The organism is Aquimarina sp. AU119 (assembly GCF_900312735.1).
GTDB lineage: Bacteria > Bacteroidota > Bacteroidia > Flavobacteriales > Flavobacteriaceae > Aquimarina > Aquimarina algiphila.
In genome coordinates this window covers 1-23,757 of sequence record NZ_OMPF01000013.1, presented here as the reverse complement: position 1 = coordinate 23,757, position 23,757 = coordinate 1, and the positions used below count along the sequence as shown (strand labels likewise).

The following is a 23,757-nucleotide window of genomic DNA, read 5'->3' as shown; positions in this document are numbered from 1 at the left end:
AATAGAACAAATTAAACATTCAATAAGGAAGCAATTTTTTTTGGAGAAAAATCGGTTGATTTTTTAAACTCTCGTGAGAAATGACTTTGGTCTGCATATCCTGTCGAATGTGCTATTTGGGTGAGATTATTATTTTGGGAAATCATTTGAGAAACAGCAAAATGCATGCGTAATTGCTTTTGATATGCTTTAATATCTACTTTGTAATAGTTTTTAAATGTTCTTCCTAAATGTACAGGGTGTACATTGACTTTTTTGGCTAGCTCCGAAATTTTGAGAGGCTCTAAAAATTGAGTATCAATAATGGTTCGAACATGTTTAACCCATTCGGGAATGCTTTCTTGTATATGTTTTGTATCCGCGATAGGTGATAGGTTAGATTTTAATGCACTCAGGCTTTGTTTTTTATCTTTATCCTGAATAATTCTTAAGAAATATTTCAACAACATATGCTGTTGAATGATATTCCAGTTTTTATAATCAAATTTATAATACTCCCAATCATATATATTTAGTGATAAAATGGTGCAACTCTCTGTGAAAATATTACTATGTTCGAGTAGAGCAGGTTTGATCAAAATACTCCCTGGTTTTACGATTCTTGTCCCTTTTTCTGTATGTTCTATTAAACTACCAGACAACATTAGACTTACAGATAGGAAATCGTGATCATGTGGAAGCATGTTATTTTCGAATTTCACGTAATTTTTACGAGTAATTCGTATAGAATTATCTTCGTAATACATAACATCTTGATCTCTTTTTTTCAATTGATTGAATGTTTTGGTAAACTATAAAGAGTACCACTATTGATTGAGGATTAAAGTTAGTGTTATTTTTAAGTTCTATTACCTTATATATTCCTTATTTCTTATATACTTTCCCGTCTTTCATTACAAAAACTATATTTTCCATAGTCTTTATTTTTTGAGTAGGGTCATCATTTACGGCTACAATATCAGCCAAAAAACCTGGAGCAATTTGCCCAAGTTGATCATCCATATTCAAAATTTTAGCATTGGTAGTGGTTGCACTTTGTATAACTTCTATAGCTGGCATTCCCGCTTCGACCATATAACCAAATTCTCTTGAATTTTGTCCGTGCTTATACACTCCGGCATCTGTACCAAATGCAATACCAACACCACGATCATACGCTTTTTTAAACGTATTTTGAATTTTTGGTCCGATCTCTAATGCTTTAGGAACTATAATAGAAGGGTAATATCCTTCTATTGCTGCTTTTTCTGTAACCTCTTTTCCTGCTGTTATAGTGGGTACAAGGTATGCATCATGTTGTTTCATGAGATCCATAGTTTTCTCGCTCATGAGTGTTCCGTGTTCAATGGTTTTTACTCCACCTAGGACTGCACGTTGCATTCCTTCATCTCCATGTGCATGAGCAGCTACATGAAAACCATAATCTTTAGCTGTTTCACATATAGCTTTAATCTCTTCTACAGTAAATTGTGGATTAGAACTGCTCTTTGCTACACTAAGTACTCCTCCCGTAGCAGTAATTTTAATAAGATCAGCACCATTTTTATAGCGTTGACGTACGGCTTTTTTGGCATCTTCTATACCGTTAACAACTCCTTCCTTTGGTCCAGGGTCGCCTACCAAAGCTTTTTTGCTGCCATTAGTTGGATCACCATGACCACCAGTGCTTGATATTATTTTTCCAGCAGTAAAAACTCTTGGGCCATCAATTTTATTTTGTGCAATAGCCTTTTTTAAAGCAATATTTACACCACTACCACCAAGGTCTCTGACTGTAGTAAATCCAGCCATAAGTGTTTTTTTTGCAAGCCCAACAGACTTATATGCTACATCGGCTTCATTATCTGTATATCGCTCAAGGTAAGCTTTTGGGTTTGATTCACTTTCGATATGAACATGCATATCAATCAATCCAGGCATTACCGTTTTATCTTTCAGATCAATAGTGGTGTCATTTTTTTTACCAGCAACATAACCATTTTCAATTTTTAGAATTTTATTTCCAGAAACAACAATAGTTTTTTCAGTCAGTATTTTACCTGTTTTGGTATCTATAAGTTTACCACATTGAATATAGGTGTCTTGAGCAGAGATGGTTAAAGATATTAATGCAATAAATAAAGTATAAAAATATTTCATGAGTGAGCTGTATTAAAAAATTGTATGAGTTACTTAATGGGATCAATTTAGTATAATTACTTGTATCCATTAATTGTATTAAGATTTTTTTTAGAATCTAAACGATGAAAATATTGTAATTCAGAATTGTTTCAGCGATTCTCATAATTCCTCATTAATGAAATCAGGGATGGTAGCTGTGTTTATTTAGAATTCAAAAGTCAAGATCGATATTTAAAAGAATTCTTAAACTAGTGCTTCTAAATTTTGTCGTTAAGCTACAAATTTTAACCGTTTAGCTAAAAAAAAGGTTATAGTGAGTCTTGCATATTACCTTTATGTGATTTGTACCAGTAAGCAATTATATGATGACCAATATGAATTTAAATATAACAAACTTACTATAGGTTGTTTTTGTTTGAGCCTACTAATGAGGGGATATTAGATCCCATTAATTGAGGTTTGTTATTCTTTTTCCTAATTAATATTAACTCTAAAAACCATATTATTATGAAAAAAATTTATTATCGTTTCCCGCTAATCTTTTTGATGACGTGGATGTTTGTCCAGCCAATCTATGCACAGAAAAGAGTTGGTTACATGCAGAGTTGGAAAGCTCAAATCACTGCTGATCAAGCTTCGAAATTAACACATGTTATTTATTCTTTTGCGACTATTCATCCTGATTTAGATGGTAAGTTAAATGCTATAGATGGTGCTTACCTTAGTACCATGACATCAATAGCTCATGCTCAAGGTGCTAAAGCTATTCTTGCAGTAGGAGGTTGGTTTCCTTGTAGCTATGCGAATCAGTCTGGTCCCTGTGCTGCTGATGCCAATCCAGAAGCATTCAATTCGGTCGCTCAAGGGAACTCAAAAACAAATTTTGTAAACAACCTTTACAATATGGTTGTGCAATACAACATGGATGGCATTGATGTGGATTGGGAATACCCTAGTGCCAGTAGTCAAGGACTGTATGTTGATCTACTGGCGGCACTTAGAGCTAAGATGAATACACACCCAACAAAACAATTAGAACTTTCTACAGCTGTTCCTGCGTCAGCATTTCGTGGTCAACATTTTTCATCTGCCGCTTTTCAATATCTTGATGGTATTCATATTATGGCTTATGATAATAGTCCTCGAATAAATCATTCGACGTATACTTTTGCTGCTGGAGGTATTGATTATTGGCAAAGTCGTGGAGTCACTAACTCTAAACTACAATTAGGTCTTCCTTTTTATGGCTGGAACTCTAGCGGAGCATCAATGGCATACAAAGATATTGTAGCTGCAGATAGCAGTGCTCCAAACAAAGTCTATCCGAACAATAATACTTGTGATCAATCAAACGGTTATGGCTACAATGCAAAGAAGTTGATTGAGGACAAAGTACAATTGACTTTAAATGAGAATATTGGAGGCGTTATGATCTGGGCCGTTGATCAAGATCACGCTAATCCTTCCTATTCTTTGCTTAATACAATTGATGCCAAATTAGACGGGGGAAGTGGCCCTGGCGGACCTGGTGGAGGTGGTTCTTGTACGCAATGGTCAGCTGGTACGCAATATTATGTAGGTGATATCGTAACATATCAAGGTAGTAATTATATCTGTGTAAACGACAATCCAGGTTATGATCCTGTAATTAGTCATTGGTTCTGGGATCCTTCTTCTCAAAATTGTGATGGCGGTTCTGGAGGTGATGGTGGAGCCTGCGCACCTTGGACTGCCGGCGCTCAATATTATACAGGTGATATTGTATCCTATGGTGGGTCTAACTATATCTGTGAACATGATAATCCAGGTTATGATCCTGTAATTAGTCATTGGTTCTGGGAACCTACATCTGCTAGTTGTAGCAAAGCTACTCGTTTGAATACTGCCAGTCAAGCAAGCAAAAATATGAATGTACGTATTTATCCAAACCCATTGAGCAATAATGTTCTCAACTTAAGTGTTGAATCAAATAAAATCTCTCAAATTAACGTGAGGATTTTTGATATTCAAGGAAGAATGATCAAGGAAATAGATTTGGGGAAATTAAATATAGGAGGTAGTAATTTTCAGTTGGATGCTTCTGATTTGGGAAAAGGTTCTTATTTAATTTATATTATTTCTGATCAGGCCACAAAAATTAAACGATTTAACGTGATATAATTACCCATAAAATAAAAATAGATTGATATAAAGAAGGTGCCTGAAAAGAGCACCTTCTTTTCTGAAGATTAAAAATGTGAATTTTATCCAAGAGAATTTATGTTAGTCTGAATGGTTTTCTATCGAAAATTATATTGAAGACAAGGAATTTTCTCTTTCAAATAGTCATATCTCTATTGTGAGATTGATATTAAAAAACAAAAGCTTTTATCATTATTTCTGTATAAAAACAATGATAAAAAGACATAGTGAATAAACCTTCTCGAATACTTGAAAAATTAGAAGACATTATGTTAATAATTCTTCCAAATCCTGTTCTACATACTGTGGGATGGCATTTACATCAATAATTTCATCAGATAAGTCTTTTTTCTTTTCTTGTAATTGTAATATCTTCTCTTCGATGGTATTTTTAGTAATAAATCGAGTAACCATAACATTACTGGTTTGTCCGATTCTATGTGATCTCGCAATGGCTTGTTTTTCTATAAACGGATTCCACCATGGGTCTAATAAAATTACATAAGAAGCTTTTGTAAGATTAAGACCAACTCCACCAGCTTTTAGAGATATAAAAAAGACAGATGTCGATTCGTTTTCCTGAAACTGATTAACAACTTGTTCTCGTTCATCCCCTTTTGTTTGCCCGGTTAAAGTAACGTATGTAATATTTTGAGTATCACACCATTTTGTATATAATTGTAAATGAGATACAAAAGAACTGAAGATCAATACTTTTTTATTTGCTTTAACCAATGTTGTGATGTAATTGGTTACATCTTCGAATTTTCCTGATGAGCTATCAGTATCTGAGTTGATTAACTTAGGATGGTTTGCTAATTGTCTTAATTTGTTAAGCGTGTTAAGGATATGAATTTTATTACTGGTTTGACTATCAATTCCTAACAATAGATTTCGTGCTGCAGATTTTTCAGATACATATTGTTTTTCCTGACTAGAGTGCATTTCTGTATATATAATCTGTTCTGTAAGTTCAGGTAAGTCTTTGGCAACTTGTTCTTTGGTACGTCTGAGAATAAAGGGATCAATAAGTGTTTTGAGCTCTTCTATTCTTTCCTGGTTTCTATGTTTTTCAATTGGAATTTTAAAATATTCTTTGAAAAAAGGAAAGCTACCTAATATACCAGGGTTTATAAATTGCATTTGGGACCATAGATCAGATAATGAATTCTCTATTGGAGTACCACTTAAGGATATTTTATGTGCCGAATTAATTTTGTTTATAGCCGAGAATAATTTAGAATCTTTGTTTTTGATTTGTTGACTTTCATCTAAAATGAGGTAGTTGAAATTAATTTTTTCTAAGACACTTATATCTTTGGTTGCGGTAGTATACGTGGTAAGAATAACATCATAACTTTCTAAATAAGGAGCTATTTTTTTTCTATCAGAACCGGTATACTTTATAATACTGAAATGTGGTGCAAATTTTAGAATCTCTTGTGCCCAGTTAAAAATTAAAGAAGAAGGCAATATAATTAAAGCTTTAAGAAAGGTTTTTATTTCTAACGGATTACTAAATAAATCTAGCTTTATCTTTTCTACTTCATTTTCCTGTGGAGTAAGTTGGTCTTTAGTGAAAGCTAAAGTAGCAATAGTTTGTAATGTCTTCCCTAACCCCATATCATCTGCCAGACAAGCCCCTAAGTTATTGCTGTTATGTTGTACCAGCCATTGCACCCCTTTTTCCTGATACGGGCGTAATCTAGCTTTAAGTAATGGTGATTGGGTATATGAAGTTTCTGTTGGATTTTGTATGTCAATTTCTTCTGGAGTTAATACCTCCTGTAGTATAGTATAATTACTCTTGTTAATAATGATTTTTTCTTCTTCTACTTTTCCAAAACTAGCTAACTTTCTATATCGGGTCATCCAAGAATCCGGAATTAGAAAAATAGTATCGTCATCAACAGAAAAAAAACGATTATTCTCTTTGATATGATTTACAAATTTTGAAAACGGAATTTGTAAACCTCCAATAGTGATCACTCCTTTTATGTCAAACCAATCACTTTGTTGTTGATTATCAAACTGAATGGCATGAGGAGCTAGAAGAATATTTTTATTATCAATTTTAGGAATTATAGATTTAAAACCTTCTTCAGAAAGTTGTGACTCATGATTTGTGTACCATTGAAATATAGAAAAAGAATCTTCTGTTGCTGTTTCTAACAGTAAATTATCATTTAAAGACAATCCTTTACTTGTAAGTAAATCAATAATCTTATTTTCTACACCAGTATCTCTTCTAGTCTGAATAATCTGTAACTCCTCTTCTTTACCAAAATGTACATGAGAAGCAGTGCTCTTTTGGCTATAATGATCAAAAATATCAGTATCATACTCAAAAATAACTTTAGCTACATAATTTCCTTTGATAAAATCTTCAATAATTTCAATAGTATAACCGGTAATGCTATTTTTTATCTGGATATCAAAACCAACAGCAGAGATATCTATATTTTTGATCACCGGAATAATGATTTTTTCTACATACGTTTTAATATGTTTTTGAGCAATGGTAATTACTTCTTTGGTAAAGAAAGGTTTTAGCTTATTCGCATTAATATTATTAATTTGATATACTTTTTTGTTTAAAACAATCCATGCCGGATCATTTAACAGTATGGTTATATCATTTTGCGAAGGAATATATTCTTTCTCGTGATCACTGAGAGAGAAAGAATATTCGATACCATCATTAGTTTTTTTAAAGGTTAATAATGGATCTAACGCAGTATTTGAAAAATGAATTTGAGATACTGAAACAGGATCTTTTCTATCTGCTCGAAAACAAAGGGGGTATTGATTTTCATAAACCAGATTATAAAACAAAGCTAATTTTCTATTGATGAAAGCAACTATAATTTCTTTAGTTTTTTTATCCTTTACTAATTCTGATAGCTTTAATTTTTTTCTGCTTTTTTTAGGTTGAAATCTTTGCTCTAGATTTATAGGTTTTAAAAGATTACATATACCTAGTATTTGTTCATGAGGTGATTCATAATAGCTGATATTAAAGCTTTCTAAGGTACTTGGAATCGCCTGTTTTTCTATATAGCCTAAATGGTTTTCTTTTATGGCTACTATATATGCCTCTGGCAGAGGAGGGAGTTCAATATTGGGATAAGAAACAAGGTTGTAACAGATGCAAAAAGAATCCATTTTTTGAGCAGGTTAGGGGAGAAATTCAGTTAATTTATAATGTTATGGTTTAGATAATATTATCTAAACCATAACATGTGGTATATATTATGAGTATGATTTATTTTGTTACAAAATCAATAACAGTTTTAGTAATAAAATCTATTTGTTCATTATCTAGTTCTGTATGCATAGGTAAGGAAATAACTTCTGTAACCAGCTGATTCGTTACAGGAAAATCAGCTTCATTATATCGTGAGTCTTGATATGCCTTTTGACTGTGTAATGGGATAGGGTAGTAGACCCCACAAGGAATTGCATTATCATTAAGATGTTTGACTAAAGCATCACGATCAGTATTAATTACTCTAAGGGTATATTGATGAAATACATGACAATTACAAGTATTGCAAATTTTACCTTGGGACACATCACAAGTATTTCCTTTTGCTGATGGGGTTATGATATTTTTAATTCCTTCAAACGCTTTATTATATTTTCTTGCGGCTGTTCTTCTTGCATCATTGTAGCGATCCAAATTAGGTAATTTTGCTCTTAAAACTGCTGCCTGTATAGAGTCTAAACGAGAATTTACACCAACAACATCATGATGATATCGCTTGTACATTCCATGATTTACTACTCCTCGAATAATATGTGCTAGCTCATCATCATTAGTAAAGATCGCACCTCCATCACCATAGCATCCTAAGTTTTTAGAAGGAAAAAAAGAAGTTGACGCTACATGGCCAATAGTCCCTGTTTTTACAGATTTCCCATCTTCAAATGTATAACTTCCGCCAATACCCTGAGCATTATCTTCGATTACGTATAAATTATGGTCTTCTGCAATTGCCATTATTGCATCCATATTGGCTGCTTGACCAAACAGATGCACAGGCACAATAGCTTTGGTCTTTGGTGTAATTGCTTTTTTTATGGCTTCTGGATCAATATTAAAGGAATCAGGCTCTACATCTACTAATACTGGAGTAAGTTGAAGCAATGCGATTACTTCTACAGTTGCGGCAAATGTAAAATCTGCTGTAATCACTTCATCTCCTGGTTGAAGACCAAGTCCCATCATGGCAATCTGCAATGCATCTGTCCCATTCGCACAAGGAATTACATGTTTTACATTTAGATAATCCTCTAGTTCTTTTTGAAAACTATGAACCTCGGGTCCATTAATAAAAGCTGTGGAATGTATAACGTTAAGTACAGATGAATCTACTTGTTCTTGAATTTGCTCATATTGACCCTTAAGATCAACCATTTGTATTTTCTTCATGAATGTGTTTATTGTAACCTCACGAAAGTACAAAATATTGATACGATTGCCAATGTGAACTATAGTTTTGATATATTTTTTATTAACTGCAAAAAATAAAGTGAAATGTATCTAGACATACATTTCACTTTACATATATATCAACTCACTTATTCTTTATTAAATTTTATAGTTTTAAAATCATCAACGTTAAGAAGATAAATGCCACTACTTAATGTTTGTAATTGTTCAGAGATATTATATTGTAAACTCTGATTTGTTCTTATCGTAAAGCTTTTAATATCTTTTCCTGTGATATCATATATCTTTACATTTAGCCAATTATTTAGAGTAGTGTATCCTTTTATAAATAAAACGGCTTGGTCTTTAACCGAGTTTGGTGTAATCTGAATTGATTTCTCTGGTTTTTCTAAAGTATTTTCATTTTCTATAGTAGTTAAATTATTTTTGATATCTCCCACAACGAATCCCGAAATAATACTTCTTCTAAAATTTCCTTTATTTTCTGAATTTAGAAATAAACTATATACACCTTCTTCCAGATTCCTGGTGTCGAAATAAAAACCATCTTTATCTTTCTCAAATATGATTACTTTAGAATCATTTTGTAAAGGTGTTCCATCAATTTTTGAAGTTTTGGTTATCACAGCTCGTACTTCAGTATTTAGAAGCGACAAAAAATCTTTTTTATCAGAATAAATCTTAACTTTTAATATTTGATGATTCTTTTCTATAATATGTTCTAAAGACATTTTTACTCCGCTATTTTGTTTTACAAAAGCTGCGAATCGAGAGTCACTTTTTAATGTTAAGTCATGTTGTGAAACCGGAATAGTAGTTTTATGACTTTCTGTACTAAAGCTTTTTGATAGATTTAATTTTTTATGATTTTTATCAAAAACCTTAAATTCTGCAGTTGGATTTTCATGAATAACTTCGGTTACTGCATAACTAGAGTTTTTATCTAATACGATGCGATCATATTCATTTTCAGATTGGATAATATAATAATTACTTTCTATCTTAAAATTATTATGGTTGGTATCAAGAGTGATGGTGTTTTTTGGAGCACGATTTTCGATATATGATTTTATATATGACCAACTAAACTGTCCCAGACTAACATCAAGGTGATCAAAAATAGCTCTCGAATCATTTTTTCTAAATACATACTCGGCACCAGGTCTAAGTGTACTCCTGTAAGGAGCCACACCATCATTTATTCCCTGGACTGGAAGCAAAATCCCTCCTGTAAGTAAAAAAGCAGGAGCTGCAATAGTAGACCCTTTATAATAACCTGACGCTCCTAGTACAACAAACTTTTCTGGTTCATTATTGGGATGATTATCTAAAAAAGGTCTTATAACATCTCTACAATAGTATGTTGTTGAGGTTCTGGCGCCTTCATTTAACCCAGTAAGTTTCCAAGCCCAATTTAACCAGGGCATCTGTGAAATATCTGCTAAATATGTACCCCAAAAAGGAGTGCCAAGAGCAAATGCTTGCGCTACTTTGTTCTTTTTTCCATAATGAAACATTGCGGCTTCTGAAGCTTTTCCGCCATTGCTATGCGCTATTAAATATAATTGGTCTACGTTGAATTTTTGAGTAACAATATCAATAGACTCGGCTAATAATTTTCCATTAATCCAAATTCCTTTTCCTCGCGTAGTCGCTACAAAAACAGCTTGGTACCCTTCATTGTAAGTTTCTTGATAAAAAGAATTGTCAAATAAGAATTGGGATTGGTTGAGATCAATATATCCATGATTAAATAGAATTACTTTACCATTAAAATTTGGAGGTGTAACTCCATAATGAATTGTAGACTTAAGTAGAGGGCCAATAAAAAAAGAGCTTAGGTTTTCAGGTTTAGGAAGTTGTACCTCGCGGAAGCTTTGAGAGCATAATATAGCACATGAGAATAGCGCAATTAAAGTAGTTTTTAATTTCATAAATATTGAGTTTGTGTGAATATTGATATCAAGTTATTTAATTTTTAAGACAAATAATAGATTATACGCATAATATTTAGATTTAAATTGTTGATTCTTTAAAAGAATTAAGAGGCTTCTTTTGAAATTTTCCATGTTGTTTTACAACAAAGAGCTGTATTTTAGCAATTCATAAAAAAAATCATCATTCTTGAGCGTTTTATACAACTTCTTTATTGCGATATTTGAAAATATACTTCCGATTATAGGAATGTTTAGTCCTAAACTAAAATTGTTTGTAGAAGGAAGGAAAAACGTTTTTCAAATAGTAGATGAAAAAATATTCGCCGAGGATCGTGTCCTCTGGTTTCATTGTGCATCTTTAGGTGAATATGAACAAGGAGTGCCTGTGATGGAAGAGTTAAAAAAAGAATATCCAAATCATAAGTTATTGGTTACTTTTTTTTCTCCTTCAGGATATGAAGCTAAGAAAAACAGTACGCTAGCTGATCTCATAGTATACCTTCCGATAGATACCAAACGCAATGCCAAGAAATTTATAGAATATGTACAACCAGAATTGGCAATTTTTGTAAAGTATGAATTTTGGCCTAATTACCTTAAAATGCTACAAACAAAAAATATTCCTGTGGTATTTATATCAACAACATTTAGAGAAGATCACTCTTTCTTTAAGTGGTATGGTGGTTTTATGCGTAAAACACTATTGATGGTGGATCATTTTTTTGTTCAGGATACAGAGTCCAAAAATTTGATCGAAGGGCTTGGTTTTAATAATGTTACATTAAGTGGAGATACACGTTTTGATAGGGTATCGCATCAGATAGAGATGGATAATCATGTAGATTTTATTTCAGAATTTATTAATGATCGACTCTGCATTGTAATGGGGAGTTCCTGGCCTCAAGATGAAGAGGTGTTTATAGATTTCGTAAATGAAGCATCAGATAAAATTTGTTTTATTATCGCTCCTCACGAAATTAAAGACAGTAGTGTGAATGGATTGAGAGGGAAAATCAAAAAGAAAACTGTTGTATATTCAGAAAAAGAAGGTGTAGATCTAAAAAATCAACAGGTTTTTATTATGAATACAATAGGGTATTTATCAAGAGTATATAGTTATGGAGATATTGCATATGTAGGAGGCGCTATGGGAACTGGAGGATTGCATAATATTCTAGAGCCAGCTACTTTTGGAATTCCTATCATAATTGGTAAAAACTTCGAAAAGTTTAGAGAAGCAAAACAATTACAAAAACTAGCCGGACTATTCTCCATTACTAATGCTGTCGAATTTACCAATGTGATTCTGAAACTTGCAGAAGATAAAAAGTTTAGAGAGAAGACAGGAATGATTTCTGGACACTTTATTAATAGCAATACAGGAGCGACAAATATAATTGTCGAATATTTATCTAAGAAAATAGATTAGATTTTTCAGAATTGTTGCTTTTTAACGGGGCTACGTTATACAGTTACCGCCTCATTAAAATATCGTCGAAAAGGAAGCATTTCTTTATAAACTTCTATGACTTTATCCATAAAATCATCGCTAAGAATATCTTTTTTGGTTAAGGGATGAATAACTGCAAAAGTTCGATGACGAAGTAAATCAATATGCTCATGATCTACAGTATAACCTTTTGGAGCTTTTTTTAGTTTATCTTCGTCAGGAAGCATTCCGCCAAAAGTACGCTTGAAACTTTTTTTATTTATGATTTTCACTAATTCTTCTCCATTATAATCAATGGCTTCTCGAATACTATTTAAAATCTTATTATCAGGTTTCCAGTACCCACCAGCTAATAAACACTCTGAGATTCCGATATGAACATAAAAATCTCCTTGTTTGGTACGCTGATCGAGTCCTGCCCCAAAATGATCCTTATACACAGGCTTGTTTGGGTGAAAAAGTAAGTTATTATTGATGCGATTAATCCCTTTTTTTCCTGGAGTTGGAAAGTAGTCAGGGTCAATACCTGCTAATTTCGAATCCAGATCATCTAACCATTGAACAAATGAATTTCGAATGGTTTGATACTGTTTTCTATTAGCATCCATCCATTCTTTATGATTGTTGTTTTGTAAGTCTTCAAGGAATTGAAAGAGCAAATTAAAATCCATATCGCTACTCAAAAGATTAAAATAATCCGTTTAACTCTGCATCGATACGATTAATAATACTTCCTAAATCTTCAGGGTTATCTACAAAATTGATATGGTCTACATCAACGATTAAAAGGTTTCCTTTATCATAATCATGCGCCCAGGCTTCATACCTCTCATTAAGTCTACTTAGATAATCAATACTAATTGTATTTTCATATTCTCGACCACGTTTATGAATTTGGTTTACGAGATTAGGAATACTACTTCTCAAATAAATAAGAAGATCCGGACCTTCAACAACATTTTCCATAAGATCAAAAAGTGACCTGTAATTTTCAAAATCACGATTGGTCATCAATCCCATTGCATGTAAGTTAGGAGCAAAGATATAGGCATCTTCGTATATAGTTCTATCCTGTATAATATCTTTTCCGCTTTCGCGAATATCGAGTATTTGTCTAAAACGACTATTCAGGAAATAAATCTGAAGATTAAAAGACCAACGTTCCATTTTGTTATAGAAATCTTCTAAGTAAGGATTTTCTAATACATCTTCAAAATGGGCTTCCCATTTATAATGTTTAGCAAGTAATCGGGTCAATGTAGTCTTTCCGGCACCGATATTTCCAGCTATAGCTATATGCATATTCGATTATTTTTCTCGGGGTGTTCTTGTAAAAAACGTTGGTTCAAGTTTGGGCGTAAATATAATAGAATTTATGAGGAACATAAAAAGGATGGAAAAGAATTTCAATAAGATTTATGTTTTGAAACCTAGTTAATTACCTAATTGTGGATATAGAATCTAAGAGAATTAGCACTAACAGACGAGTTTATATCCATACCCTCTTACATTAATGATCTGTATAGAATCGTCGTTTTTTAATTTTTTGCGAAGTTTTGTTATAAAGACATCCATACTTCGTCCATTAAAAAAATCATCATCACCCCATAATTTTTTGAGTATCATGGATCTATCCAGTACCTGATTTTTGTTTTTTACCAAATGAAATAACAGATGTGCTTCTCTATGAGTAAGTTGTTGATTTAGTTCTTGATAAGTGAGTGTTTGTTTTGGGAAATCAAATATATAGGCCCCAATAGTAATTATCTCTGCACTTTTCTGTAGAGTGATACGGTGTAATAAATTATTGATTCTCACGATCAATTCTTCCATACTGAATGGTTTTTTAAGATAATCGTTTCCGCCAATAGTAAATCCTTCAACTACATCCTGAGTTTGTGACTTGGCTGTTAGAAATATAATAGGAATTGCATTATCCTCTTGTCTAATTTCTTTGGCTAGTGTAAAGCCATCTTTTTTGGGCATCATCACATCCAATACCAATAGTTTAGGAGCTTTTGTTTTGTAGAGAGTGTATGCTTCTTCGCCATTTTGGGCAAGATATACTTTGAAATTTCTAGTTTCTAGACTCTCTTTGATGATTTGACCTAAAGAAGGTTCATCTTCTGCAATTAATATTTTGATGATCTCAGCCATTAGGTAATATGATTTTGAAATTTGTTACTCCTTTATCTAAAGATAACTGTATGATTCCGCCATGTTTTTCGATAATGGTTTTGGTATAGAATAATCCAATTCCAAAACCCTTAACATCATGAGTGTTTCCTTTAGGTACACGATAAAACTTTTCAAATATTTTCTCTTTATGTGCCTTAGTAAGTCCTTTTCCATTGTCTTCAATTTCTATCAAAATAGAAGAAACTATTGCGTTAATATTTACCTTAATCAAATTCCCTCCATATTTGATGGCGTTGTCAATTACATTATTAATAGCATTCTCAAAATGAAATACATCAATTTTTAATCGTATATCTTTTTGTGTACTGTTGAATATGATTTTTTTTTCAGGTGAATTTACCTGATGTTTATCTGTAATCGTTTGGATATAATCTGTGAGATATATTTCTTCTGTGTTTAATTGTAGTTTATCACTGTCTAAAGTGGCAGTTTCAAGGATTTTTTCTACCATTATATTAAGCTTGCTCAATTGATTTGAGGATATCGTTGCATATTTTTTAGTCTTTTCTGGATCGTTTTCCTGATTAAAGTTTTGAATGCCTTCAATTGCAGCGCTTATGGTAGCAATGGGTGTCTTAAATTCGTGTGTGATATTACTAATTAGATCATTTTTTAGTTCTGCTAATTGTTTTTGGTGATTAATGATTCTTAGTAAAAAAAGCAGGCATCCAACTACAATACCCATTAATAAAAAAGATAAAAGAATACCTAACAGATTTTTTTTAAAAATAGTTAGTTTTTCATTAGTGAAGAATAATTCTAGAGAGCTTACTTTAGGGAGATATATGGATTCTGAAGAAGTGCTTAAGACAGCAGTATCTACAATTTTATTTTTAGTTTTTGTTTCCTTACCAAATGGGTCAATATATTTTAAACCGTAATCTACAGTAATGTTTTTTCTAAGAAATTCTTGTTGTATTAAAGTATCTATTTTTGGAAGTCTAAGAGAATCCTGAGTAATTGAAATCACAATTTTAGATGTTAATTGTTCGAATATCTCTTTTTGGTGTATACTGTCGTGTTTTCGTAATAGAGTCAATTTTGCTCTGTCAGATGAATTATTATTTGCTGTAATAAATAAGCGCTTAGGAGGGTTGGATATACTTTCTTTTGATAAACTTCTAATTATTGATATATCAGCCGTATCAATACTATCAGAAAAATTATAAGTTTTAAAATCAATACAATCAGAGTCCATATCTCGCATAAGATTTCTAAAATTCCCTTTTCTTAAAAATTTTCTAAGATTAGCAGAGTCTGAAGCAAAGCGTATTGTGTTTTCTTCTGCGAGTTCAGTGTAATATTGGTTTACTGCATTGTCCAAACTGATTTGTACTTCATTAATCAGTTGTTGTTTTCCAGATTCATAGTTTTTTAAATTCCAGTATATCTGAATATCAAGTGTAATAACAATTACAGCAATGATAAGATATAGTATATTCTTATAACTTCTTCTTCGCATAATTCAAAAGTAAGACTCTTATCTTATATAAAACGAATCGGTTAACACACGTTAACACTGGTTAACTGTTCTATTAATGTTTGGTTTACATATTTGTACAGTAATAATCAAAAACAATAGTTATGGTACGAATTTTAATATTGATATTCCTTTTTGTATTTGAAAGTTTGTTTGCTCAGGATTTTCAAGGTATAGCAACGTATAAGACAAATCGCAAGGTAGATCTTAATATGGATGATTCCAGAATGAATGCAGATATGCAAAAACAACTTCAGGAAATGCTCAAAAAACAATTTCAGAGAGAATATACTTTAAACTTTAATGGTACAGAATCTGTCTACAAAGAACTTCAAAGCTTAGAGGGGCCAAAACCTGCTAGCGGTGTACGAGTTATGATAGCGGGATCTGGGCCTTCTAATGTTTTATATAAAAATAGTAAAGAAGGAAGATATGTAAGTAAGCAAGATATGATGGGTAAATTATTTCTGATAAAAGATAATCTAGAAAAGCTAGATTGGATATTAGAAGATGAAACCAAAACTATCGGAGCTTATACCTGTTATAAAGCAACTGCAAAACGTATGGGGCAACGTTTGAGAAATATAAGAATTGCTACTGATAATAATGAGGAGAATACTGATGAATCCGAAGAAGAAGAGATTGCAATTACTGCATGGTATACTCCAGAAATCCCTGTATCTAATGGCCCAGGAAATTATTGGGGATTGCCAGGTTTGATATTAGAAGTCGGTGATGGTGATGAAAATATATTATGCTCTAAAATTGTTCTCAATCCCAAAAAGAAAATAGAAATCAATGCACCGGTCAAAGGCAAAGTAGTTTCTGAACAAGAATTTGAAGAAATTATGGAGAAAAAAATGGAAGAAATGAGGGATCGTATGTCAAGAAGAGGTGATGGAGACGGTTTGAGAATTCGAATTGGAGGATAAGAATTTTAGGTAAAGCAATAATCTGATGAGCATATACATTAGATTATTGTTTTACAATAGGAACTCACAATGTCACGACTATGATTTCTGCACATAGAAACGGATAAAATCAATCATAGAATGAGTAAAAAAATACAAGTACTGGTATTCCTTTTCGGAATAGCACAGGTAGTTAATGCCCAAAAAAGTCAGATTATAGGATTTGTAAAAGATTCAATTGGCAATTCAATAGAAATGGCAAATGTAATTGCATATAAAAAATCTGATAATACAATGGTTGGATATGGGATTACTAACGCAGAAGGAAAGTATAAAATTTCGGTACCGCAAAATAATGTTTACCTTCTTAAAGTTAGTTTTATTGGGCTTTCTACAGAAGTGAAGTCAATTGAGGTAAACGCTAATAATGTTACTGTGGATTTTGAGATGAAATCTCAGGAAAATAATTTGGATGAAGTAGAGATTGTATATGAAATACCTGTGGTTGTTAAAGGAGATACATTGGTTTATAATACAGATTCTTTTGTAAATGGAACAGAAAAAAAGTTGGGTGATGTTTTAGAAAAACTTCCAGGTGTTGATGTGAATGAAAATGGTGAAATTGAAATAGAAGGAAAAAGGGTCTCAAAAGTGATGGTAGAAGGAAAAGATTTTTTTGATGGAGATTCAAAATTGGCAACCAAGAACATTCCTGCTGATGCATTGGATAAGGTAGAAGTGCTTCGTAATTATGAAGATGTAGGACAGATGAGAGGTCTTCGCAATTCACAAGATCAGATTGCAATTAATATTAAGCTTAAGGAAGGAAAAAAGAATTTCTGGTTTGGTGACATTACTGCAGGATCCGGAGTTGGAGAAACAGAACGTTATATCATTAAACCCAAACTGTTTTATTATAGTCCGTCATATAGTTTAAATATTATTACTGATTTGAATGACATCGGTGAAGTTCCGTTTACAAGAAGAGATTATTTTAATTTTACAGGAGGATTTAGAAATTTGGGAAGAGGAGGAACGTCATTCACAATTTCTACAGATGATCTTGCTTTTGCAACACTACAGAATAATCGTGCAAATGAAATAGATACCAAATTTGGAGCTGCTAATTTTAGTGTTGTTGCCAACAAAAAATTAGACCTTAGCGGTTATGGTATTGTAAGTAATACCGAAACAGATTTAATTACGAATACACGCAGAGTTTATATTGATGATACTCCAGACGCTTCAGATAATACTGTTGAAGAAACTTCTGAAAATACACAGCAAAAAAGCACTTTAGGATTACTAAAATTAAGCGCGAGTTATAGTCCCAATACCAATTTTAGATTAGATTATGATATTCTTGGAAAAGGTTCCAGGCAACAAGAAAATGATATTTTCCTTTCTAGAAGATCAACCATTTCTGAAGATATAAATGAAAGGCTCGAAAATACTCCGTTTTCTATACAGCAGAATGCAAATGCATATTATACGCTTAACGCTAAAAATATATTTTCTCTTGAAGCACAGTATCTTTTTCAAGAAGAGGATCCCTTTTATAATGCGATTCGAACAGAAATTCCGTTTAGAGGTATTTTTACTCAAATTAATGATCCCTTAGATCCTGCCTCGGATATCTTTGATCCTTTAGAAGAATCAGATCAGTATAATATCAATCAGGAAAAAAACACGAAAACCAGCAAATTAGATGCAAAACTGGACTATTATTATGTGTTGAATAAAAAGAGTAATCTCAATTTTACCTTAGGAACTATACAGAGTGCACAAAACTTTAATTCTAATATTTTTCAAACTCTTAATAATGATAGACGTAATGATTTTGAAACCGAAGAATTTGGTAATCGAGTGAAGTATAATTTTAGTGATGTTTTTGCAAGTATGCATTATAAATTTATTACCGGTATTTTTACAATTAACCCTGGTGTCAGTCTTCATAATTATGACTTAAGAGACCGACAATTAGGAACTGTTATTCACCAAAATGAGTGGAAGATACTACCAGATTTCTTTGTTCTGGCTCAGTTAAAAAGTAGTGAAAGTTTTAGGTTGAATTATTCGATAACAGCAGAATATACAGATGTCAATAGATTGGCAAGGGGATATATATTTAATAATTATAACTCCTTAATACAAGGAAACCGTAATTTAGAAAATGCTTTGTATGATAATTTTTCTCTAAATTATTTTAGCTTCAATATGTTTAATTATACCAATGTTTTTGCTAGAATCAGTTATACTAACCGACGTAATCCAATTAAAAACACAAGTGTTATTAATGGAATTAATAGAGTGAATACTTCTGTGAATTCTAATTTGGCTGATCAGGTATTTTCTGCTAATGGAAGGTTTAGTAGAACATTTGGTAAAATGAAAGGGGAATTAGATGTAAATATAAACTGGTCTAGCTTTAATAATATTATAAACACCCAACCTAGCGAAAGTATAAGTCTTACCCAAATGTATAGGACAGAATGGTCAACTAATTTTAAGAAAGGACCAAATTTTGATATAGGGTATAGTCTTACAATAAACGACTATGATAATAATGGAGCAGAAACGACATTTTATACCAATCAACCCTTTGTTCGTTTAGACTGGTCATTTGCCAAAAGTTTTTTGATAAAATCTTCATATAATTATTATAATTATAAGGATACCCAAACTACACTTAATGAATATAGTTTTTGGGATATTGATATGTTGTATCAGCAATCCGATAGTAAATGGGAATATAAATTTTCTGTAACTAATGCATTAGGTACAAAAAGTATTAATAGGGATAGTTTTAACGAATTGTATAATAGTACCTCTAGCTATGTTGTTCAACCTAGATACTGGATATTAAGTATAAAATATAATTTGTAATTATCGTATAGGTTATTACGACCAATAAAAAAACAAACCACCATGACCATTTATAAAATATTTGGATTTCTTTTGATAGTATTAACAATTACTTCTTGTAATCAAAGTCAAAATGATACGTCTAAGGACAAAGAACAGAATCCTAAACAAGAAATGGAAATAGATAAAGCGCAAGGTGTAATTACAAAAGTAAGCTCTCAAAATTTTGAAGATACATATAATACATTAGTAGAAATTATTACTAATAATCCAAACCTTAAGATTGTAGCTCAATTGGATCATCAAGCAAATGCAGCATCTGTTGGTTTAGAGCTAAACCCTACGCGAGTGATTATGTTTGGTAACCCTAAGTTAGGTACTCCATTGATGCAAAACTCGCAAATCACAGGGTTGGACCTTCCACAAAAAGTACTGGTATGGCAAGATGATGAAGGAGTTGTAAAGGTCTCTTATAATGATCCGGAGTTTTTAAGGCTTCGTCACGATATTAATGGAAATGAAAATATATTACAAACAATTACGAAAGCTTTGGATAATATTTCAAAAGGAGCTGCGGCTTTGTAGTATAAGATAATAACAATTTAGTTGAGTTAGCCTATATTTTACTGATGTTATTATCAGGTTTTAAGTATCCTCTTGAAAAAGCTAATATTTTAGCTTTTTCAAGAGGATTAATTTTGAATCTTCACTTTGATAGGTCCTCCACTAGATACATAACTACCCCCTATTTCATCAATATTAATATTTAGTTCCTTGTCTGTATTGATATCTGTCAAATCTACTTTGAGTTTATCATAAGTGTCAATGCTTTTGATGTTTACATCAATTTCATCTGTATTACTTAAACGAACAGTGATAGTGCCGTCGTCATTAATTGGTAAAATACCATATTTTGACTCAGAGCTATTATTGGCATGAGCTTTTGGAATGATATCCATATCTCTAACTACTATAATAACTAGGCAAATAGCAATTATACTCATTATAAATTTTGTATAAGAATCAGTTTTCATACTATGTTGTTTTTATTTATAAAAATGCACCAATAAAGATGCCAAAATAGAAAAACATATTAGGTTTGATTTTATTAATTAGTTATTATTCTTCAAATGTTGATATTTGATTTTGAGAACTCTATCAGTATAGCGTGACATTATCAATCAATAATTCTGAAAATTCTTCCTTGTCAGAATGTTTTTAATATAATATACATCAATAAGTTTTTGAAGTATATCCGAATTCTTTGAAATTCAATTTTTTAGGATATTCAAATTTTTTAATCCTGTTAGATTTGTATGATTTGGTACATAAAATAGCAGAAATAGACTATAAATTAAATGGTTTACTTCTTTTTTTAAGTAATATTAACATTCAAAACCCGTTTTGAGGGAAACAAACTAACCAAACATTTCAATCATGACTAAACAAAGTAGTCGGTTGCATTTTCTTGATGCAATACGAGCATTCGCTATTATTATGATGCTTCAAGGGCATTTTGTGCATACTCTTTTAGGAGATACATATCGAGATAGAAACAATTTAATATATTCAATTTGGGAATACTTTAGAGGAATGACCGCTCCTACATTCTTTACCATTACAGGTTTTATTTTTACGTATTTATTACTCAAACAAAACTTAACCGGATTAGAAAACCCTAGGGTGTTAAAAGGAATAAAACGGGCAATTAAAGTGATTTTTTGGGGATATTTATTACGCCTGAGTTTTTATGCGATCTTTAAAGGAACGGTAAATCCTTCATTTTTCTTTGTTGATGTATTGCAGTGTATGGGAACGTCTTTGTTGCTGTTGATAGGAATGTATCTTTTATTATATCGAACAAATACTGCTTGGTTTCAAAATACTGTATTAGGTATGGGAATCATTATCTTTCTATTGCAACCAATATATGGAAGTTGTATTTTAGAATTTTTACCAAAAACTGTAGCAAATTATTTTACGAGTAAAAATGGATCAGTTTTTACATTGTTCCCATGGTTTGGTTATGTATGTTTTGGTAGTTTTATAGCTAGTCTTTTTCTTAAGTATGGAAAGCATAAAGTATTTTATCCATTTGCCATTACGTTACTTTTTTCTTTAGGAGCAATATTAGTTTTTTATTCTTCAAGCATATTAATGTTGTTTTATGACTTGAGTGGTATTACTGTATTTAAATCTGTCGCATATAATAATTTTTTATTTATTAGATTGGGTAATGTGTGTATGCTTTTCTCTGTATTTATTCTTATGAGAAATTATTTTACAGGTAAAATAATGACCAAAATAGGAGGTAGAACACTCTCTATCTATATTATTCACTTTTTTGTGCTTTATGGAAGCTGGTTTGGGTTAGGGCTTAACAGTTTCTTTTACCGCACATTAACTCCACTACAGGCTTTTATAGGTGCATTATTATTTGTTTTTGGTATTTGCGCATTGGTTTTGTATTATTATAAATATGAAGAACAATTAAAGCTTCGTTTGCATTATATAGTAGATTTAATTACCAAAAAAGTAATAATGTCTCTACCAGAAATACTTCTTTTACTTAAAAATGATATTATTCGTCTTTACAGAAGTATTCGATATGCGAGGCGTTAGTGTTGTTTGATTTTATTACTTTTTTTTATTAGGTTATAAATCAGTATCTTATAGAGGTGTAATCAATATATGTATTATTATGCCAACAATAAAATCATTAAATAAATGGGCTAATGCACATACGTATTACCCATTAGATTTATTAAGAGTTGCTCTTGGGGTATTTTTATTCATAAAAGGAATAAATTTTATTAGCAATAGCCAAATTCTTGTTGACCTTATCAAACCTGTTCAGAATCTTGCAGGTTCTATGATTATTATTCATTATGTTGCTCCCGCTCATTTAATAGGAGGGATACTTATCGCATTCGGTTTACTCACTAGGTGGTCGGTAATGGCTCAACTTCCTTTACTTTTTGGAGCTGTTATTATTAATTTCATAGGAGAAATGAATACAGCAAATTTAATTGTTGCCAGTACAATTTTACTGTTATGTGTATTTTTTCTGTTCTATGGATCCGGTAAACATTCTGTAGATTATTATTTAAAAATGGAGCAGTAGTGTATATAAAAAGGCTACTCATTATGAGTAGCCTTTTTATATATGTTTGTCCCGTCCTGAAATAAGTTGACACAAAATTGACTTATTTATGAAACATTCAGAACAAGCAAGGAAGAAGCGTACACAACGAGATTACAATTTAGGCTTTAAATTGGCAATAGTTTCTCAAGTAGAAAAGGGGGAGATGACTTATAAACAAGCCCAAAAAGCTTACGGTATACAAGGCAGGAGTACTGTTTTGGCTTGGTTACGAAAACATGGTACCTTAGACTGGAGTAAACCAGCCCAAGATCAAATGTCTAAATCAAAAGAAACACCAGCACAAAAGATCAAGCGATTAGAACGTGAACTCTCGGATGAGAAACTAAAAAATGAGATTCTCAATACCATGATTGATATCTCAGATAGACAATATGGTACTGCGATCAGAAAAAAGTTTTTACCCAATCAATCAGATGCATCCAACAACAAAGACTAATAAGTTTGTCACGTTGTTGTCGATTGTTTGGGATCAGTAGACAGGCGATCTATCAATCACAAAAGCGATCATTAACTCGTAGTAATCAACTTATTCAGGTAAAATATTTAGTACAACAAGTTCGAATGGATATGCCTAGGCTAGGTACTAGAAAACTATATTTTTTATTGAAAGAAGAGTTTGATCGTCAAGGAATCAAAATAGGAAGAGATGCTCTATTTGATTACCTAGGTAGTGAATCCCTGTTGATAAAACCAAAGAAAAACTATACAAAGACCACGAATTCCAAACATTGGCTTAGAAAACATCCTAACTTAATGAAAGATACTAGTCCTTCAAGACCTGAAGAGTTTTTTGTTAGCGATATCACCTATATTAAAGGCAGAGAAAGAACTCATTATTTATCATTGGTTACCGATGCTTATAGCAGAAAAATAATGGGCTACCACCTTAGTGATGATATGAGTGCAGAAAATGTGGTACAGGCCATAAAAATGGCAACTCATAATAGAAAAACTACTAAAGATCTGATACATCATTCCGATAGAGGTTTAC

At 31.8% G+C, this 23,757-nt stretch carries 17 protein-coding genes and 1 pseudogene; 8 read left to right on the top strand and 10 right to left on the bottom strand.

Annotated elements, in window-relative coordinates; genetic code table 11:
* Positions 1-11: 11 nt before the first annotated feature.
* Together DK442_RS08730 and DK442_RS08725 are read right to left on the bottom strand one after the other, a co-directional pair.
* Positions 12-770, bottom strand: a complete 759-nt coding sequence (locus DK442_RS08730) for an AraC family transcriptional regulator (RefSeq protein WP_109435485.1) — start codon at positions 768-770, stop codon at positions 12-14.
* A gap of 94 nt (positions 771-864) precedes the next feature.
* Entirely contained in the window at positions 865-2,139 is a 1,275-nt protein-coding gene (locus tag DK442_RS08725) for an amidohydrolase family protein (protein ID WP_109435484.1), read from the bottom strand.
* A gap of 489 nt (positions 2,140-2,628) precedes the next feature.
* Here DK442_RS08725 and DK442_RS08720 point away from each other — a divergent pair, with 489 nt between their 5' ends.
* Complete coding sequence (locus DK442_RS08720; protein ID WP_109435483.1) at positions 2,629-4,281, top strand: glycosyl hydrolase family 18 protein; 1,653 nt, start codon at positions 2,629-2,631, stop codon at positions 4,279-4,281.
* Between the two features lie 288 nt (positions 4,282-4,569).
* Here DK442_RS08720 and DK442_RS08715 read toward each other — a convergent pair whose 3' ends face one another.
* The 3 genes from DK442_RS08715 to DK442_RS08705 form a co-directional block, all read right to left on the bottom strand.
* Positions 4,570-7,467 (bottom strand): DEAD/DEAH box helicase, encoded by a 2,898-nt coding sequence (locus DK442_RS08715; protein WP_109435482.1) that lies wholly within the window; start codon positions 7,465-7,467, stop codon positions 4,570-4,572.
* Between the two features lie 100 nt (positions 7,468-7,567).
* Entirely contained in the window at positions 7,568-8,737 is a 1,170-nt protein-coding gene (locus DK442_RS08710; RefSeq protein WP_109435481.1) for a DegT/DnrJ/EryC1/StrS aminotransferase family protein, read from the bottom strand.
* Between the two features lie 149 nt (positions 8,738-8,886).
* Positions 8,887-10,692, bottom strand: a complete 1,806-nt coding sequence (locus DK442_RS08705) for a T9SS type A sorting domain-containing protein (RefSeq protein ID WP_109435480.1) — start codon at positions 10,690-10,692, stop codon at positions 8,887-8,889.
* Between the two features lie 190 nt (positions 10,693-10,882).
* On the opposite strand from DK442_RS08705, the gene DK442_RS08700 reads away from it, so the two are divergent.
* Complete coding sequence (locus DK442_RS08700) at positions 10,883-12,124, top strand: 3-deoxy-D-manno-octulosonic acid transferase (RefSeq protein ID WP_235010927.1); 1,242 nt, start codon at positions 10,883-10,885, stop codon at positions 12,122-12,124.
* 35 nt (positions 12,125-12,159) lie between these two features.
* Here DK442_RS08700 and DK442_RS08695 read toward each other — a convergent pair whose 3' ends face one another.
* The 4 genes from DK442_RS08695 to DK442_RS08680 form a co-directional block, all read right to left on the bottom strand.
* Positions 12,160-12,816, bottom strand: a complete 657-nt coding sequence (locus DK442_RS08695) for a DUF2461 domain-containing protein (protein WP_109435478.1) — start codon at positions 12,814-12,816, stop codon at positions 12,160-12,162.
* 16 nt (positions 12,817-12,832) lie between these two features.
* Positions 12,833-13,447 (bottom strand): deoxynucleoside kinase, encoded by a 615-nt coding sequence (locus DK442_RS08690; RefSeq protein ID WP_109435477.1) that lies wholly within the window; start codon positions 13,445-13,447, stop codon positions 12,833-12,835.
* 174 nt (positions 13,448-13,621) lie between these two features.
* Positions 13,622-14,302 carry a response regulator transcription factor gene (locus DK442_RS08685; protein ID WP_109435476.1) on the bottom strand — a complete coding sequence of 227 codons (681 nt, stop codon included), beginning with the start codon at positions 14,300-14,302 and terminating at the stop codon, positions 13,622-13,624.
* Positions 14,295-15,806 carry a sensor histidine kinase KdpD gene (locus tag DK442_RS08680; protein ID WP_109435475.1) on the bottom strand — a complete coding sequence of 504 codons (1,512 nt, stop codon included), beginning with the start codon at positions 15,804-15,806 and terminating at the stop codon, positions 14,295-14,297. The genes DK442_RS08685 and DK442_RS08680 overlap by 8 nt, the downstream gene beginning before the upstream one ends.
* A 122-nt stretch (positions 15,807-15,928) precedes the next feature.
* Between DK442_RS08680 and DK442_RS08675 the strand changes: the two genes are divergently transcribed.
* The 3 genes from DK442_RS08675 to DK442_RS08665 all read left to right on the top strand — a co-directional run bounded on the left by DK442_RS08675 (position 15,929) and on the right by DK442_RS08665 (position 20,185).
* On the top strand, positions 15,929-16,756 hold the full coding sequence (locus DK442_RS08675; protein ID WP_109435474.1) for a GLPGLI family protein: 828 nt from the start codon (positions 15,929-15,931) through the stop codon (positions 16,754-16,756).
* A gap of 120 nt (positions 16,757-16,876) precedes the next feature.
* Positions 16,877-19,621, top strand: coding sequence for a carboxypeptidase-like regulatory domain-containing protein (locus DK442_RS08670; protein ID WP_109435473.1), 2,745 nt, complete (start codon positions 16,877-16,879; stop codon positions 19,619-19,621).
* 42 nt (positions 19,622-19,663) lie between these two features.
* Positions 19,664-20,185, top strand: coding sequence for a DUF302 domain-containing protein (locus DK442_RS08665; protein WP_109435472.1), 522 nt, complete (start codon positions 19,664-19,666; stop codon positions 20,183-20,185).
* A gap of 107 nt (positions 20,186-20,292) precedes the next feature.
* Here DK442_RS08665 and DK442_RS08660 read toward each other — a convergent pair whose 3' ends face one another.
* Complete coding sequence (locus DK442_RS08660; protein WP_109435471.1) at positions 20,293-20,634, bottom strand: hypothetical protein; 342 nt, start codon at positions 20,632-20,634, stop codon at positions 20,293-20,295.
* A gap of 403 nt (positions 20,635-21,037) precedes the next feature.
* Between DK442_RS08660 and DK442_RS08655 the strand changes: the two genes are divergently transcribed.
* The 3 genes and pseudogenes from DK442_RS08655 to DK442_RS28600 all read left to right on the top strand — a co-directional run.
* Complete coding sequence (locus tag DK442_RS08655; protein WP_109435470.1) at positions 21,038-22,222, top strand: heparan-alpha-glucosaminide N-acetyltransferase domain-containing protein; 1,185 nt, start codon at positions 21,038-21,040, stop codon at positions 22,220-22,222.
* A gap of 79 nt (positions 22,223-22,301) precedes the next feature.
* Entirely contained in the window at positions 22,302-22,724 is a 423-nt protein-coding gene (locus tag DK442_RS08650) for a DoxX family protein (RefSeq protein WP_109435469.1), read from the top strand.
* An 88-nt stretch (positions 22,725-22,812) separates the two neighbouring features.
* Positions 22,813-23,757: pseudogene (locus tag DK442_RS28600) on the top strand (IS3 family transposase); the annotation flags it as partial.